The 14,213-nt window shown below is 72.1% G+C and carries 13 protein-coding genes; 9 read left to right on the forward strand and 4 right to left on the reverse strand.

Going from position 1 to position 14,213, the window contains the following annotated elements; translation table 11 throughout:
- Positions 1-5: 5 nt before the first annotated feature.
- The gene (gene glf / locus AB0F89_RS06570; RefSeq protein ID WP_367133582.1) at positions 6-1,190 is read right to left on the reverse strand and encodes a UDP-galactopyranose mutase; all 1,185 of its coding nucleotides are present in this window, start codon (positions 1,188-1,190) and stop codon (positions 6-8) included.
- Positions 1,191-1,442: 252 nt separating this feature from the next.
- Here glf and AB0F89_RS06575 point away from each other — a divergent pair, with 252 nt between their 5' ends.
- Together AB0F89_RS06575 and AB0F89_RS06580 are read left to right on the forward strand one after the other, a co-directional pair.
- On the forward strand, positions 1,443-3,503 hold the full coding sequence (locus AB0F89_RS06575; RefSeq protein ID WP_367133584.1) for a DUF6541 family protein: 2,061 nt from the start codon (positions 1,443-1,445) through the stop codon (positions 3,501-3,503).
- Between the two features lie 49 nt (positions 3,504-3,552).
- Entirely contained in the window at positions 3,553-4,857 is a 1,305-nt protein-coding gene (locus AB0F89_RS06580; protein WP_367133587.1) for a lipopolysaccharide biosynthesis protein, read from the forward strand.
- Between the two features lie 58 nt (positions 4,858-4,915).
- Here the strand turns inward: AB0F89_RS06580 and AB0F89_RS06585 are convergent, their stop codons facing one another.
- The 3 genes from AB0F89_RS06585 to AB0F89_RS06595 are packed head-to-tail and all read right to left on the reverse strand — an operon-like array spanning position 4,916 to position 6,863.
- Positions 4,916-5,803: a glycosyltransferase gene (locus AB0F89_RS06585; protein WP_367133589.1), complete on the reverse strand. Its 888-nt coding sequence runs from the start codon at positions 5,801-5,803 to the stop codon at positions 4,916-4,918.
- Positions 5,800-6,168, reverse strand: coding sequence for a DUF2304 domain-containing protein (locus tag AB0F89_RS06590; RefSeq protein ID WP_367133591.1), 369 nt, complete (start codon positions 6,166-6,168; stop codon positions 5,800-5,802). Before AB0F89_RS06590 ends, AB0F89_RS06585 begins: the two co-directional genes overlap by 4 nt.
- 2 nt (positions 6,169-6,170) lie before the next feature.
- Positions 6,171-6,863 (reverse strand): glycosyltransferase family 2 protein, encoded by a 693-nt coding sequence (locus AB0F89_RS06595; protein WP_367133593.1) that lies wholly within the window; start codon positions 6,861-6,863, stop codon positions 6,171-6,173.
- A 170-nt stretch (positions 6,864-7,033) separates the two neighbouring features.
- On the opposite strand from AB0F89_RS06595, the gene AB0F89_RS06600 reads away from it, so the two are divergent.
- From AB0F89_RS06600 to AB0F89_RS06630, 7 genes are all read left to right on the forward strand, one after another.
- On the forward strand, positions 7,034-8,059 hold the full coding sequence (locus AB0F89_RS06600; protein WP_367133595.1) for a Gfo/Idh/MocA family protein: 1,026 nt from the start codon (positions 7,034-7,036) through the stop codon (positions 8,057-8,059).
- Positions 8,059-9,021: an SDR family NAD(P)-dependent oxidoreductase gene (locus AB0F89_RS06605; RefSeq protein ID WP_367133597.1), complete on the forward strand. Its 963-nt coding sequence runs from the start codon at positions 8,059-8,061 to the stop codon at positions 9,019-9,021. The genes AB0F89_RS06600 and AB0F89_RS06605 overlap by 1 nt, the downstream gene beginning before the upstream one ends.
- A complete protein-coding gene (locus AB0F89_RS06610) occupies positions 9,018-10,151 on the forward strand; it encodes a DegT/DnrJ/EryC1/StrS family aminotransferase (protein WP_367133599.1) in 1,134 nt (377 codons plus the stop codon). The genes AB0F89_RS06605 and AB0F89_RS06610 overlap by 4 nt, the downstream gene beginning before the upstream one ends.
- Positions 10,148-10,870: a NeuD/PglB/VioB family sugar acetyltransferase gene (locus AB0F89_RS06615; protein ID WP_367133601.1), complete on the forward strand. Its 723-nt coding sequence runs from the start codon at positions 10,148-10,150 to the stop codon at positions 10,868-10,870. Before AB0F89_RS06610 ends, AB0F89_RS06615 begins: the two co-directional genes overlap by 4 nt.
- 4 nt (positions 10,871-10,874) lie before the next feature.
- Entirely contained in the window at positions 10,875-11,990 is a 1,116-nt protein-coding gene (locus tag AB0F89_RS06620) for a DegT/DnrJ/EryC1/StrS family aminotransferase (RefSeq protein WP_367133603.1), read from the forward strand.
- Positions 11,987-12,562 carry an acyltransferase gene (locus AB0F89_RS06625; protein ID WP_367133605.1) on the forward strand — a complete coding sequence of 192 codons (576 nt, stop codon included), beginning with the start codon at positions 11,987-11,989 and terminating at the stop codon, positions 12,560-12,562. Before AB0F89_RS06620 ends, AB0F89_RS06625 begins: the two co-directional genes overlap by 4 nt.
- 88 nt (positions 12,563-12,650) lie before the next feature.
- Complete coding sequence (locus tag AB0F89_RS06630) at positions 12,651-14,135, forward strand: DUF2142 domain-containing protein (protein ID WP_367133607.1); 1,485 nt, start codon at positions 12,651-12,653, stop codon at positions 14,133-14,135.
- Positions 14,136-14,213 lie beyond the last annotated feature (78 nt).

A 14,213-nucleotide genomic window follows, 5' to 3' on the forward strand; every position in this document is an offset into this window, starting at 1 on the left:
GTTGATCAGTCGAGGCTGCCGTCCAGCGGCGTGCCGTCGACCAGGTGCGGCGCGATCCGGTTGTCGAACGCGGTCAGCGCGGACCCGATGGCCATGTGCATGTCGAGGTACTTGTAGGTGCCGAGGCGCCCGCCGAACAGGACGTTGTTCCCGGCCGCCTCCTTCTTGGCCAGCTCGCGGTAGCGCTCCAGCTTGGCGCGGTCCTCGGCGGTGTTGATCGGGTAGTACGGCTCGTCGTCCGCGTCCGCCGACCGGGAGAACTCGCGCACGATGACCGTCTTGTCGGTCGGGTATTCGCGCTCGGGGTGGAAGTGGCGGAACTCGTGAATGCGGGTGAAAGGCACGTCGGCGTCGTTGTAATTCATCACCGGGGTGCCCTGGAAATCACCGGTCGGCAGCACTTCCTGCTCGAAGTCCAGGGTGCGCCAGCCGAGCCGGCCCTCGCTGTAGTCGAAGTAGCGGTCGACCGGTCCGGTGTAGACGACCGGCGTGCCCTCGGGGATCTCGTCGCGCACGTCGAAGAAGTCGGTGTCCAACCGCACCTCGACGCCCGGGTGCTCGGCCATCCGCTCCAGCCACGCGGTGTACCCGTCGACGGGCAGGCCCTCGTAGGTGTCGTTGAAGTACCGGTTGTCGAAGTTGTAGCGCACCGGCAGGCGGCTGATGACCGCCGCGGGCAGCTCCTTCGGGTCGGTCTGCCACTGCTTGGCCGTGTAGTCGCGCACGAACGCCTCGTAGAGCGGGCGACCGATCAGCGAGATCGCCTTCTCCTCCAGGTTGCGCACGTTGCGCGGGTCGATCTCGGCGGCGTGCTCGGCGACCCACGCCCGCGCCTCGTCCGGCGACAGGTAGCGGCCGACGAACTGCGAGATCAGGCCGAGCCCCATCGGGAACTGGTACGCCTGGCCGGCGTGCATGGCGAACACCCGGTGCTGGTAGCCGGTGAAGTCGGTGAACTGGTTGACGTAGTCCCACACGCGCTGGTTGGAGGTGTGGAACAGGTGCGCGCCGTAGCGGTGCACCTCGATGCCCGTCTCCGGCTCGGGTTCCGAGTAGGCGTTGCCGCCGATGTGCGAGCGGCGTTCCAGCACCAGCACCCGCTTGCCCAACTGGCTCGCGACGCGCTCGGCGACGGTCAGGCCGTAAAAACCGGAACCCACCACGATCAGGTCATACCCTGCGAAGCTCACGCCACCCGAGGGTAGTCGCGCCGGATGTCCGGTCCGGCGGTGACCCACCCCTCACCGGGACGGGCGGGCGGCACGCCGGTCCGCGCGACCTGGAGGCGGCGCGGGAACCCGCGTCCGTACACTGCGCGCTGAGGGCTTACCACATGTCACAGCGCCGTGCACCGCCACCTTCGCGCTGTCCGGTGTTCGAGCACGTCCGTCCACCGGTGGAATGCCTCCAAGCATCTCGACGACGGTGGGGCAGCAGGGGACATGAGTTGGTTCGAGGTGGTGCCGGCCGCGTTCGTCGCCGCGGCCTGGCTGGTCGGCCCGGGGGCGGCGCTGTCGTACGCGATCGGCCTGCGCGGCCTGTCGGCCTGGGGGATGGCGCCGACGCTGAGCATGCTCGTCGTGTCGTTCACCGCGGTGATCGCGGGCAAGCTGGGCGTGCGGTGGTCGGTGCTCGTGGTGCTGGTCGCCACCGCCGTGGTGGTCGCGCTGGCCGTGGTGGTGTCGCTGCTGCTGCGGCGGGTCGCGCCACCGCGCCGGACGGACCCGCCGCGGGTGCTGGCCGCCGCCGCGCTCGGCCTGCTGCCCGCGTTCGTGATCGGGTCTTACGTGCTGGTCAAGGGCGTCGGCCAGCCCGAGCAGCTGTCGCAGACCTATGACGCGGTCTTCCACTACAGCGCGCTCGCGTACATCCTCGACTCCGGTGACGCCTCGTCGCTGACCATGGGCACGCTGGGCAACCCGGCCACCCCGCCCGCGTTCTACCCGGCGGGCTGGCACGGGCTGACCTCGCTGGTCGTGCTGAGCACCGGCGTGCCGATCACGGCGGCGGCCAACGTCGTCGCGGGCGTCATCTCGGTGCTGGTGTGGCCGCTGAGCTGCATGCTGCTGGTGCGCCAGCTCATCGGCCGGTCCACCGCCGCGATGGCGGTCACCGGCGCGGTCAGCGTCGCGTTCACCGCGTTCCCGTGGGGCCTGCTCGGCTTCGGCGTGCTGTGGCCGAACCTGCTCGGCCTCGGCCTCGCGCCCGCCGGCGTCGCCATGGTGCTCGCCGCCGTGTCGCTGGCCCGGGAGGACGTCATCGGCAGGCGCCGCGCCATGGCGCTGGCGCCGCTGGTGCTCATCGCCTGCGGCTTCTCCCACCCGAACGCCGTGTTCAGCTTCGTGGCGGTGGCGGTGTTCCCGATCGCCACCAGCACCCTGCGGTGGGCGATCAGGCTGCGCCGCGCCGGGCGCACCGGCCGGGCGCTGGCCGGTGTCGGGACCGCCGTGCTCCTCTTCGCCGCCGCCTGGTGGTACGTGGCGAACGCGGCGGCCTTCGCCGACGTGCGCAGCCAGTACTGGGCGCCGTTCGAGACGCCGTCGCAGGCCATCGGCGAGGTGCTGCTCAGCGCGCCGAACGGCAAGCCCGCGCTGTGGGCGCTGTCCGTGGTGGCGGTCGTCGGCGCCGTGGTGGCGTGGCGGCTGCGGACCAGCCGGTGGCTGGTGGTCGCGTTCGCCGGCACCGCGTTCCTCTACCTGGTGACCGCCTCGCTCAACCGGCAGAGCACCCAGTTCATCACCGGCTACTGGTACAACGACTCGTACCGGCTGGCCGCGATGCTGCCGCTGACCACCGTGCCGCTGGCCGTGCTCGGCATCACCCGGCTGGCCGACCACCTGGGCGCGCTGCTGGCCAAGGTCCCCGCGCCCGCCGCGACCGTGCCGCCGGGGATGGTGGTGCCCGGGGCCGCGCAGCTCGAAGCCGCCGGTGTCGACCCGCGCCGGTCGCTGCTGCGCACGCCCACCGTGCTGAGCCTGGTGGTGCTGCTCGCGCTGGTGCCGCTGACCAGGTTCTTCTACGTCGGGCACAACGTGCGCACGGTGGCCGGGTCGTACGCGGTCGAGCCGGTGCCGAAGACCGGCACCATGGTCGACCCGGCCGAGCAGGCGTTCACGCCGAAGCTGCGGGACAAGCTGCCCGAGGGCGCCCTGGTGGCGAACAACCCGTGGGACGGCAGCGCCACCATGCTCGCCGAGGTGGGCCGCCGGTCGCTGTTCCCGCACGTCAACATCGCCTGGAGCGCCGACCAGAAGTACCTGGCGGACAACCTGGACGACGCCGGCCGCGACCCCGAGGTGTGCCGGGCGGCCGACCGGCTCGGCGTGGAGTACCTGCTCATGGCCAACCGCACGTTCTGGCCGTGGGACGCGCGCACCAAGCAGTACCCGGGCCTGCGCGTCTCGGCCGCGGACCCGGCGTTCGAACTGGTGGCCGAGCAGGGCTCGATCAAGCTGTACCGGTTGGCCGCGTGCGACGCCGGTGGCGTGGTGGCGTCCCGCTGAGAGCACCCGGTCGGTCGGCGGCCCGGCCCGTCCCCTTAACGTGTGCCGGGTGTCGACGTCGATGAGCCTCCGGCGGCTCTTCAGCCCACCCGTCCAGATGGCCGCGGGCCTCGGCGTGTTCGGCCTGGCCGGCTACCTGTTCGTGGCGCTCACGGGTCACACGCTGAGCACCGACCAGGCCAACCTCGCGGTGACCCTGTACTTCGTGGTCAACGTGATCGGGCCGGGCGTCTTCGCCGCGCTCGAACAGGTGACCAGCCGGGCCGCCAGCAGCGCCGTCGCCTCCGGGCAGGCCGTGCGGACCGTGGTCGGCCGGGTGTGCGCGTCGGGCGGCGGCCTGGTGGCCGTGGTCGTCGCGGCGCTCCTGCTGCTCGCCCCGTTCCTGGTGGACCGGACGCTGGGCGGCGACTGGGCGCTGTTCGCCGAGGTGCTGGCCACGCCGGTGCTGATCGCGGCGCTGAGCGTGGTGCGCGGCCTGCTCGCGGGCCTGCAGCGGTTCAGCGGCTACGCGATGACGCTCACCGTCGAGGGCGGCGTCCGGCTCGCGCTGTGCGGGCTGCTGGTCGTGCTCCAGGTGTCCGACGCCTGGCTGTTCGGGCTCGCCTACCTGGGCGGATCGGTGCTCGCGACGCTGGTCGGGCTCGTCTGGCTGCGCGGCGTGCGGTCCGCGCCGGACACCGCGACGGCCGCCGTGCCGCCGATGGGCAAGGGCCTGGCGGCGCTGGCCGTGGCCACCCTGCTGGCCCAGCTGCTGCCCAACCTGGCGCCGCTGGCGGTCAGCTCGCGGCTGCCGCTGGACAGCGTGGTGGCGCTGGCGTTCGGCCAGGCCGTGGTGGTCGCCCGCATCCCGCTGCTGCTGGTGTTCCCGATCCAGACCATGCTGCTGCCCAGCCTGACGGCGGCGGCCACGAAGGGCGACTACGGGTTCGTGGCGCGCCGGGTGAAGCTGGCGCTGGCCGTGCTCAGCGGGCTCGGCGTGGTGTACGCGGTGGGGTTCACGCTGCTCGGGCCGTGGTTGCTGCGCACGTTCATGGGGACCAGGGTCGACCCGGACACCGTGGTCACCGTGCTGCTGGCGGTCAGCACGGTCATCCTGATCGCCGCGTTCGCCGCGCAGCCCGCGCTGGTGGCGCTGCGCCGGGACAAGACCATCACGCTCGGCTGGGCGGTCGGGTCGGCGGTGACGCTGGCCATGGTGGCGCTGCCGGGCGACCCGCCGTTCATCGCGGCGCTGGCGCAGACGGTCGGCCCGTCGCTGACCCTGCTGGTGATGCTGCTCGGCCTGCGGTCCGCGCTGCGCCAGGCGTCGGCGCAGCGGGTCGAGGAGACCCCGCTGACCAGGGAGAACAGCTAGTCGACCGGGAAGTGCTGCGGACCGGGCGAGCGGCCCGGTCCGCGCCTCGCAACCGGGCTCAGACCCGGCGGATCGCCCGACCCGCCAGCGACTTGGCCAGCTTCAGGTCCCGCGCCACCGCGGCGTCCAGCGCCGACTTGGTGATGTGGCCCCGGCACAGCAGGTGCAGCCGCGCGGCGCGCGCCGCCTTGTGCCAGCCCGCCTTGGCCAGCTGCTCGGCCGCCGCCGCGTAGTAGCGCTGCTCCTCGTCGAACCGCCGCACGCCGTGCGCGCCGATCGAGGAGTGGCTGGACGCGTGCCTGCGGTACCGGAACACCGGGGTCGGGTCCAGCGCCAGCGTGCCGCCGCCGATCAGCATGTCGATGGACCACGCCAGGTCCGCGATCGAGCCGAACTCGCCGAGCCGCTTGATCCTCGGCACGGCGTCGTTGCGGAACGCCATGGCGGGCACGTACAGCCAGTTGCCGTTCATCAGGCTCTGCGCGGCGGCCGGGCCGTCCAGCTCGCCCTCTTTCCACGCCGACCGGGCGGCCACCCGCTTGATCTTGTCGGCCAGGCTGTCGGTCGGCTTGCCCTCGCCGTCGACCACGATCACGCCGGGGTGCACCATCACCGCGTTCGGGTGTCGCTCGAACGTGTCCAGCACCACCTCGACGTACCGGGGCTCCAGGGCGTCGTCCGCGCCCATCACCACCAGGTACTCCTCGCGGCCCAGCGTCATGCACCGGGACACGTTGGCGGTGGCGCCGAGGTTGCGCTCGTTGCGGGTGTACTCGATGCGCTCGTCACCCAGCGCGCGCACGTACTCCTCGGCCGTGGTGTCCGGGTACCGGTCGTCGGCGATGGTCAGCCGCCACCGGTCGCTGGTCTGCGCGCGGACGCTGTCGACCAGCTCGATCAGGAACCGCGGGTCGAGGTAGTAGGGGACGACGAAGTGGACGCTCACGGCTTCTCCGCGGACGCAGGGCTGTCACCGACAGCCACCGGGGGCTCGGCTTGGCGCAGGGCGATCGCACGGGCGAGCCGCGCGTACCGCAGCTCCAGCTCCTTGAACCGCAGGTAGGCGTTCAGGGTGGCGAAGGTGAAGACCACGACCAGCGCGTACAGCAGCAGGTCGGTGCCGCGGCCGACGCCGAGCCAACCCGCCACCACGGTCACGTCCTGGGGGCGCAGCACCGCGTAGACCCCGAACACCACGAAGAGCATGAACGCGAGCTTCACGCCCGCGGCCGACTTCGACGTGCCCCTCTTGCGCAGGAACAGCAGCAGGAGGGCGATCGAGAACAGGACCAGGATGTACTGGATCAGCATGATCAGTGCGCCTTGCTCTTGAGCATGGTGTCGAACAGGATGTTCACACCGTTGATGAGCGACTGGCCCTTGGCCATCGAGTACTCGGTGTACAGGATCGTCACCGGCTCCTCGACCACGCGCCACTTGCGGTGGTCGATCATCTCCACGATCTCCGACGCGTGGCCCATGCCGTTCAGCGTGATGTTCATCTGCTCGGCGACCGTGCGGTTGAACACCCGCAGGCCGTTGTGCGCGTCGGTCAGCCCGAGCCTGCGCGTGCGGCGGCTGAGCATCACCACCGTCTTCAGCACCACCCGCTTGATCCACGGGATGTGCGCGGTCTCGCTGTCCACGTGGAACCGGGTGCCGACGACGATGTCGACCGGCTCCGAGCGCAGGCGCTCCAGCATCGCCAGCACGTCCTCGACGCGGTGCTGGCCGTCGGCGTCGAAGGTGACGAAGTACTCGGCGCCCGGCTGCTTGCGGGCGTACTCGACGCCCGTCTGGATGGCCGCGCCCTGGCCCAGGTTCACCGGGTGCTGCACGAGGTGCGCGCCACCGGCCCGGATGCCCGCCGCGGAGTCGTCCTTGCTGCCGTCGTCCACGCACACCACGTTCGGGAACGTCTGCCGCGCGTGCCTGACGACGTCCTCGATGACCTGTCCCTCGTTGTAGACCGGGACGACGAGCCACACTTCCGACCAGTCGGTCACAAGAGGTCTCCAGTTACCGCAGCAGGGGGGTGGACGAGATGGCTCGGAGAGTACTGCAACGCCGGGCATCTACACTGCCTCGGGTACTCCCAGCCGCCGCACGGACAGGTGCCCGGCGTCTTCGCCGACCGCGGTCGTGCTGGTGATCCTCGAACTCGGGAAGGATTTCGATGGTTGGTGTGGCCGTCATCGGCGCCGGTTACTGGGGCCCGAACCTGGTGCGCAACGTTCAGGCGACCCCTGAGCTACGCCTGGTCACGCTGTGCGACCTCGACGTCGAGCGCGCCCGCAGCGTCCTGGGCGGCTACAGCACCGTGCGGGTGACGGCCTCCCTCGACGAGGTGCTGGCCGACCCCGAGGTCGAGGCGGTGGCGGTGGCCACCCCCGCGGCGACCCACCTCCGGGTCGCGCTCGCCGCGCTGGAAGCGGGCAAGCACGTGCTGGTGGAGAAGCCGCTGGCCTCGTCCTACGCCGACGGGCTGCGGCTGGTCACGGCCGCCGAGGAGCGCGGCCTGACGCTGATGCTCGACCACACGTTCTGCTACACGCCGGTGGTGCGCAGGCTGCGCGAGCTGGTGCGCGGCGGCGAGCTGGGCGACATCCAGTACATCGACTCGGTGCGCATCAACCTCGGCCTGGTCCAGCCCGACATCGACGTGCTGTGGGACCTCGCGCCGCACGACCTGTCCATCCTGGACACGATCCTGCCCGAGGGCGTGCGCCCGGTGGCCGTGGCCGCGCACGGCTCGGACCCGGCGGGCGTCGGCCGCGCCTGCGTGGCGTACCTGTCGGTGCAGCTGTCCAACGGCTCCATCGCGCACGCCCACGTGAACTGGCTGTCCCCCACCAAGATCCGCACGATGATCGTCGGCGGCTCCAACCGCACGGCCGTGTGGAACGACCTCGACCCGACGCAGCCGCTGGCCGTCTACGACCGCGGCATCGAGCGGCCCGACGACGAGAGCGTGCGCGTCTCCTACCGCATCGGCGACATGGTCGCGCCCGCCCTCCCCGGCGGCGAGGCGCTGCGCGGAGTAATGGCCGAGTTCGCCGCGTCGATCCTGGAGAAGCGGGCGCCGCTGACCGACGGGCGCTCGGGACTGCGGGTCCTGGCCCAGTTGGAGGCCGCGTCGGCCAGCCTTGCCGCCGGTGGCACGTTCGTGCCGCTGTCGGACGTGAACGGAGGAGTTCTCTGATGGACCTGACCGACCAGCGGGCCGTGGTGACCGGCGGCGCGGGCACGATCGGCTCGCACGTGGTCGACCAGTTGTTGGCCGCGGGCGCGCGCGAGGTCGTCGTGATCGACGACCTGAGCCGGGGCCGGGTGGAGAACCTGGCCACCGCCTTGGAGCAGGCGCCGGACAGGGTCAAGCTCGTCGAGGGCGACATCCGCGACATCCCGCTCGTCAAGTCGACGATCGCGGGCGCCGACCTGGTGTTCCACCTCGCCGCGCTGCGCATCACCCGCTGCGCCGCCGAGCCGCGCGTCGCGCTGGAGGTGCTGGTCGACGGCACCTTCAACATCGTCGAAGCCTCGGTCGAGGCGGGAGTGAAGAAGGTCATCGCGTCGTCCACGGCGTCGGTGTACGGGCTGGCCGAGGAGTTCCCGACCACGGAGCGCCACCACCCGTACAACAACGACACGTTCTACGGCGCGGCCAAGGCGTTCAACGAGGGCATGCTGCGCAGCTTCAAGGCGATGAGCGACCTCGACTACGTGGCGCTGCGCTACTTCAACGTGTACGGCCCGCGGATGGACGCGCACGGCAAGTACACCGAGGTGCTGATCCGGTGGATGGAGAAGATCGAGGCCGGTGAGCCGCCGCTGATCCTGGGCGACGGCCAGCAGACCATGGACTTCGTGGACGTGCGCGACATCGCCCGCGCCAACATCCTGGCCGCGGAGGCCGACGTCACCGACACCGTCTACAACATCGCCACCGCCACCGAGACCTCGCTGCTGGAACTGGCCGAGGCGCTGCAGCGGGTGATGGGCTCCACGGTGCCGCTGGAGTTCGGCCCGGCCCGGTCGGTGAACTCCGTCACCCGCAGGCTGGCCGACATCTCCGCCGCCGAGCGCGACCTCGGCTGGAAGCCGACCATCTCGCTGGACGAGGGCCTGGCGGACCTGGTCACGTGGTGGAAGGCGCAGCGATGATCCCGGTGATCCGGCCGTTCCTCGGCGAGGAGGAGGCCCTGGCCGCGGCCGAGGTCGTCCGCTCCGGCTGGGTGGCGCAGGGACCGCGGGTCGCCGCGTTCGAGCAGGCGTTCGCCGAGTCGGCGGGCGCCGCGCACGGCGTCGCGGTGTCGAACTGCACCACCGGCCTGCACCTGTCGATGCACCTGCTCGGCGTCGGCCCCGGCGACGAGGTCGTGGTGCCGTCGTTCTCGTTCATCGCGACCGCGAACGCGGTGAAGTACGTGGGCGCCACCCCGGTGTTCGCCGACGTCGACCCGCTGACCGGCAACGTCACGGCGGAGACCGTGGACGCGGTGGTCACGCCGCGCACGGCCGCCGTCATCGCGGTGCACCAGGGCGGCGTGCCGTTCGACGTGGACTCGGTGCAGGCGCTGTGCGACAAGCGCGGCATCGCGCTGGTGCACGACTCGGCGTGCGCGGCGGGCTCGACCTACCGCGGCCGGCCGGTCAGCTCCGGCGCCGGGCTCGCCGCCTGGTCGTTCCACCCGCGCAAGCTGCTCACCACCGGTGAGGGCGGCATGGTCACCACCGAGAACGCCGAGTGGGCGGCCCGGCTGCGCAAGCTGCGCGAGCACGGCATGAGCATGTCCGCCGCGGACCGGCACGCGGCCGGCGGCGTGAAGCTGGAGGAGTACGAAGAGGTCGGCTTCAACTTCCGGATGACCGACATGCAGGCCGCGGTCGGCCTGATCCAGCTGCGCAAGCTGGCCGACGTGATCGCCAAGCGGCGCGAGCTGGCCGGGCGTTACCACAAGCTGCTGGGCGAGCTGGACGGCCTGCGCTGCGTCGGCGACCCGGACCACGGCACGACCAACTACCAGTCGTTCTGGGTGGTGCTGCCGGACGACTTCGCCGGCGCCTCGGTGGACGTGCTGGCCGGTCTGGCCGAGCGGGGCGTGTCGGCCCGGCGGGGCATCATGGCCTCGCACCTGGAACCGGCCTACGCCGCCCAGCGCGACGTCGACCTGCCCGTCACCGAGCACCTGACCAGGCGCTCGGTGATCCTGCCGCTGTTCCACCAGATGACCGAGGCGGAGCAGGACACCGTGGTCGGCGCGCTGGGCGCGGTGCTCCGAGGGTCGAAGTGACCGCTGCGCCACTGCTGCTCGTCGGCGCGGGCGGACTGGCCAGGGAGGTGCTGGCCGCGGTCGCCGCGGTCAACGCCGTCAGCCCGCGCTGGTCCGTGCTCGGCCTGCTCGACGACAACGAGGCGCGGCACGGCGAGCTGGTGGACGGCGTGCCCGTGCTCGGGCCGTCGGCCGCCGTCGCCGACCACCCGGACGCGCGGGTCGTGCTGTGCACGGCCAGCACCCGCAACCAGGCCAGCCGCCGGCAGATCGCCGCGCGGCTCGGCCTGCCCGCGGAGCGCTACGCCACCGTCGTGCACCCGATGGCCAGTGTCGCGCCCGGTGTCGAGATCGGCTCCGGCTCGGTGCTGCTCGCGTTCGTCGCGGTCACCGCGCCGCAGGTGATCGGGTCGCACGTGGTGGTCATGCCGCACGTGACCATCACCCACGACGACTCCGTCGCCGATCACGTCACGTTCGCCGCCCGGGTCGCCCTGGCCGGTGGCGTGACCGTGGGCGAAGCCGCCTACCTGGGCAGCGGCGCGCTGGTCCGGGAGGGGCTCGCCATCGGCGCGGGCGCCCTGGTCGGCATGGGCGCCGTGGTGCTCTCCGACGTTCCGCCCTTCGAGGTGTGGGCGGGCACCCCCGCCCGGCGCCTGCGGGCGCTCGACCAGACCACGCCCGGTCAGACCAAGCCCAGCGAGACCAGCACCGCTGGTGAAGCGATCTCACGAGGATGAGCAGATGACGATCCCGGCCCCCATCCCGCCCGTCGACCTGAAGTTCCAGCACGCCGAAGTGGCCGACGAGGTCGCCGAGGGCTGGGCCGCGGTGCTCGCCAGGACCGCGTTCGTCGGCGGTCCCGCCGTCGGCGAGTTCGAGCGCGCGTACGCCGAGTACAGCGACGTCGCGCACTGCGTCGGCGTCGCGAACGGCACCGACGCGCTGGAGCTGGCGCTGCGCGCGGTCGGCGTCGGCGTCGGCGACGAGTGCGTGGTGCCGACGAACTCGTTCATCGCGACCGCCGAGGCCGTGGCCCGCACGGGCGCGACGCCGGTGTTCGTGGACTGCGACCCGGACACCTACCTGATCGACACCAAGGCGGCGCTGTCGGCGTTCACCGAGCGCACCAAGGCCGTGCTGCCGGTCCACCTCTACGGCCAGATGGCGCCGGTCGAGGAGCTGAAGGCGGCGTGCGACGAGCAGGGCGTGTTCCTGGTCGAGGACGCGGCCCAGTCGCAGGGCGCGCGGCGCAACGGCGCGGCGTCCGGCTCGCTCGGCCACCTCGCGGGCACCAGCTTCTACCCCGGCAAGAACCTCGGCGCCTACGGTGACGCGGGCGCGGTGACCACGCAGGACGAGGAGCTGGCCAACCGGGTCCGGCTGCTGAGCCAGCACGGCTCGCAGCAGAAGTACGTGCACAGCACGCTGGGCTTCAACAGCAGGCTGGACACGCTGCAGGCCGTGGTGCTGCACGCCAAGCTGCGCCGGCTGGAGGCGTGGAACGGGCTGCGCGTCGCCGCCGCCGAGCACTACGCCGAGCTGCTGGCAGGCGTCGAGGGCGTGGTGGCGCCGAGGACGCTCGACGGCAACGACCACGTGTGGCACCTGTACGTGGTGCGGGTCGCCGAGCGCGACCGGGTGCTCAAGCACCTCCAGGACAACGGCGTCGGCGGCGCGATCCACTACCCCACGCCGATCCACCTGACCGCGCCGTTCGCCTCGGACGCGCACGGCGTCGGCTCGTTCCCGAACGCCGAGCGGGTCGCGGGCGAGATCCTGAGCCTGCCGATGTTCCCCGGCATCACCCGCGCCCAGCAGGAGCGGGTGGTCGAGGTGCTGGCCGAGGCCGTCCGTTGAGCGGGGTCTTCGTCCACCCGATGGGCCTGTGCGAGAGCGACACCGTCGGCGCGGGCACCCGCGTCTGGGCGTTCGCGCACGTGCTCAAGGGCGCGAAGGTCGGCCGGGACTGCAACATCTGCGACGGCGCGTTCGTCGAGAACGAGGCCGTGCTCGGCGACAACGTCACGGTGAAGAACAACGTCCTCGTGTACAACGGCGTCACGTGCGAGGACAACGTCTTCCTCGGGCCCAACGCGGTGTTCACCAACGACATGCGGCCGCGGGCGCACCAGAAGCTCGGCGGCGACCAGCTGCTGCCGACGCTGGTGCGCGAGGGCGCGACCCTGGGCGCGGGCGTGGTCGTCGTGTGCGGCACGACGATCGGCCGCAACGCGTTCGTCGGCGCGGGCTCGGTGGTCGCGCGGGACGTGCCCGCGCACGCGTTCGTGGTGGGCAACCCCGCCAGGCAGAAGGGCTGGGTGTGCCGCTGCGCGACCCGGCTGGACGACGACCTGCGCTGTCCCGCGTGCGGCGCCGAGCACGAGCCGGACGGCGCCGGGCTCGCGGCGAAGCCCGCGGTCACCGGTTAGGCGGCGTCGGGGGGACGTCCTCCCCCCGACGTCCTCCCCCGGCGTGCTCCACCCCCACAGACCGCTCCCTCCACCCGGGATGGCACCCATGTCCAGCCGTAGCCTCTGGCTCCTCGCCTTCGTCGGGTTCTGCCTGCTGCACGCGGGCTGGGCCCTGGCCGCACCGTACGACGGACCGCCGGACGAGCAGGCGCACGTGCACCGCGCCGCCGGCGTGATGAACGGCGAGATCGTGGCCAGGGAGGCGCCCCGGGGCGCCTACCAGGACGTGCCGCTGAGCCTGGACACCGGGCTGTGCTTCCCGCAGAAGGTGACCGTGGCGGCGGACTGCTCCCGGCAGCCGGGCGGTGACGAGGACACCGAGAAGACGGTCGGCACCACCGCCGGGCGCTACAACCCGGTCTACTACCTGGTCACCGCGTGGCCGGTCGGCGTCTGGCCGAACTGGCACGGCATCGTCCTGTCCCGGCTGCTCAACGGCGCGGCCATGGCGGCGCTGCTGGCGTGCGCGGTGGTGGTGGCGGCCCGCTGGACCAGGCACCGGGCGATGGTCGCGGGCGTGGTGGTCGCGGCCACGCCGATGATCGCCCACCTCGGCGGCGCGGTGAACCCGAACGGGGTGGAGATCGCGGCCGGCGTCTCGCTGTTCGCCGCGCTGGTGGCGGTCGTGCACGAGCAGCGGCAGGGCGTGAACCGGGCCGCCGTGGCGCTGGCCGGCGTGTCCGCGGCCGTCATGGTCACGCCGCGCTTCATCGGGATCATGTGGCTGTTCGTCATCCTCGGCGTGGTGCTCGTGCCCTCGTCCCGGGCACGGCTGCGCGAGCTGGTGAAGTCGCCCGCGGTGCGCGGGTGGTCGGCGCTGGTCGTGGTGGCCGCGGTCGCCTCGGTCGCCTGGACGCTGCTGATCGGCACCGCCGACCTGAGCGGCGCGGACCGCGGGTGGGCGGTCAAGGACGTCCTCCGCGCCGCGTTCCTGGACACGTGGCCGAACATGGCCAACCAGATGGTCGGCGTCATGGGCTGGGCCGAGACCCTGATGCCGCGGCTGGTCTACGTGGTGTGGTTCATGGCCGTCGGCCTGCTGCTGCTGGGCGGGTTCGCGTTCGGCGGCCGGGTGGACAAGTGGCGCACGCTCGTCCTGTTCCTCGGCACGGCCGTGCCGCTCACCGCGATGGAGCTGATCACGGTGAACACGACCGGCTGGTTCAACCAGGGCCGCTACTACCTCACCGGCGCGGTGGCGATCCCGATGCTGGGCGCGCTGATCATGGGCAAGCACGTGCTCACCGGCCCTCAGACGCGCACGATGACCAGGATGCTGGCCGTGCTGCTGCTGCCGGTCCAGCTGGTCTGCCTGGCCTACACGATGACCCGCTGGCAGTCCGGGCTGCAGAGCGTCAACCCGTTCAACGGCAGCTGGATGCCGCCCTACGGCCCGCTGCTGCCGCTGGTCGCCGCGACGCTCGGCGTCCTCGTGCTGCTGGTCATGTACTGGCGGGCGTCGCGGGTCGAGGTCGGGGCCGGGCCGGAGCGCGAGCAGGCGCCCCAGGAGCTGGCGACCACCGCCGCCTGAGCACCGCGAACGGACGCGGGCCGCCGACACCGGGTGGTGTCGACGGCCCGCGTCGGCGTTCTGGGCAGCGCTGGTTCT

Source organism: Saccharothrix sp. HUAS TT1, assembly GCF_040744945.1.
Lineage (GTDB): Bacteria > Actinomycetota > Actinomycetes > Mycobacteriales > Pseudonocardiaceae > Actinosynnema.

What these genes read in the sequence shown, in the direction of transcription:
- AB0F89_RS06575 (WP_367133584.1), top strand. Translation starts at nt 1,443, where the DNA reads ATGAGTTGGTTCGAGGTGGTGCCGGCCGCGTTCGTCGCCGCGGCCTGG.
- AB0F89_RS06590 (WP_367133591.1), bottom strand. Translation starts at nt 6,168, where the DNA reads ATGCTGATCCAGTACATCCTGGTCCTGTTCTCGATCGCCCTCCTGCTG.
- AB0F89_RS06600 (WP_367133595.1), top strand. Translation starts at nt 7,034, where the DNA reads ATGGTTGGTGTGGCCGTCATCGGCGCCGGTTACTGGGGCCCGAACCTG.
- AB0F89_RS06605 (WP_367133597.1), top strand. Translation starts at nt 8,059, where the DNA reads ATGGACCTGACCGACCAGCGGGCCGTGGTGACCGGCGGCGCGGGCACG.
- AB0F89_RS06610 (WP_367133599.1), top strand. Translation starts at nt 9,018, where the DNA reads ATGATCCCGGTGATCCGGCCGTTCCTCGGCGAGGAGGAGGCCCTGGCC.
- AB0F89_RS06620 (WP_367133603.1), top strand. Translation starts at nt 10,875, where the DNA reads ATGACGATCCCGGCCCCCATCCCGCCCGTCGACCTGAAGTTCCAGCAC.
- AB0F89_RS06630 (WP_367133607.1), top strand. Translation starts at nt 12,651, where the DNA reads ATGTCCAGCCGTAGCCTCTGGCTCCTCGCCTTCGTCGGGTTCTGCCTG.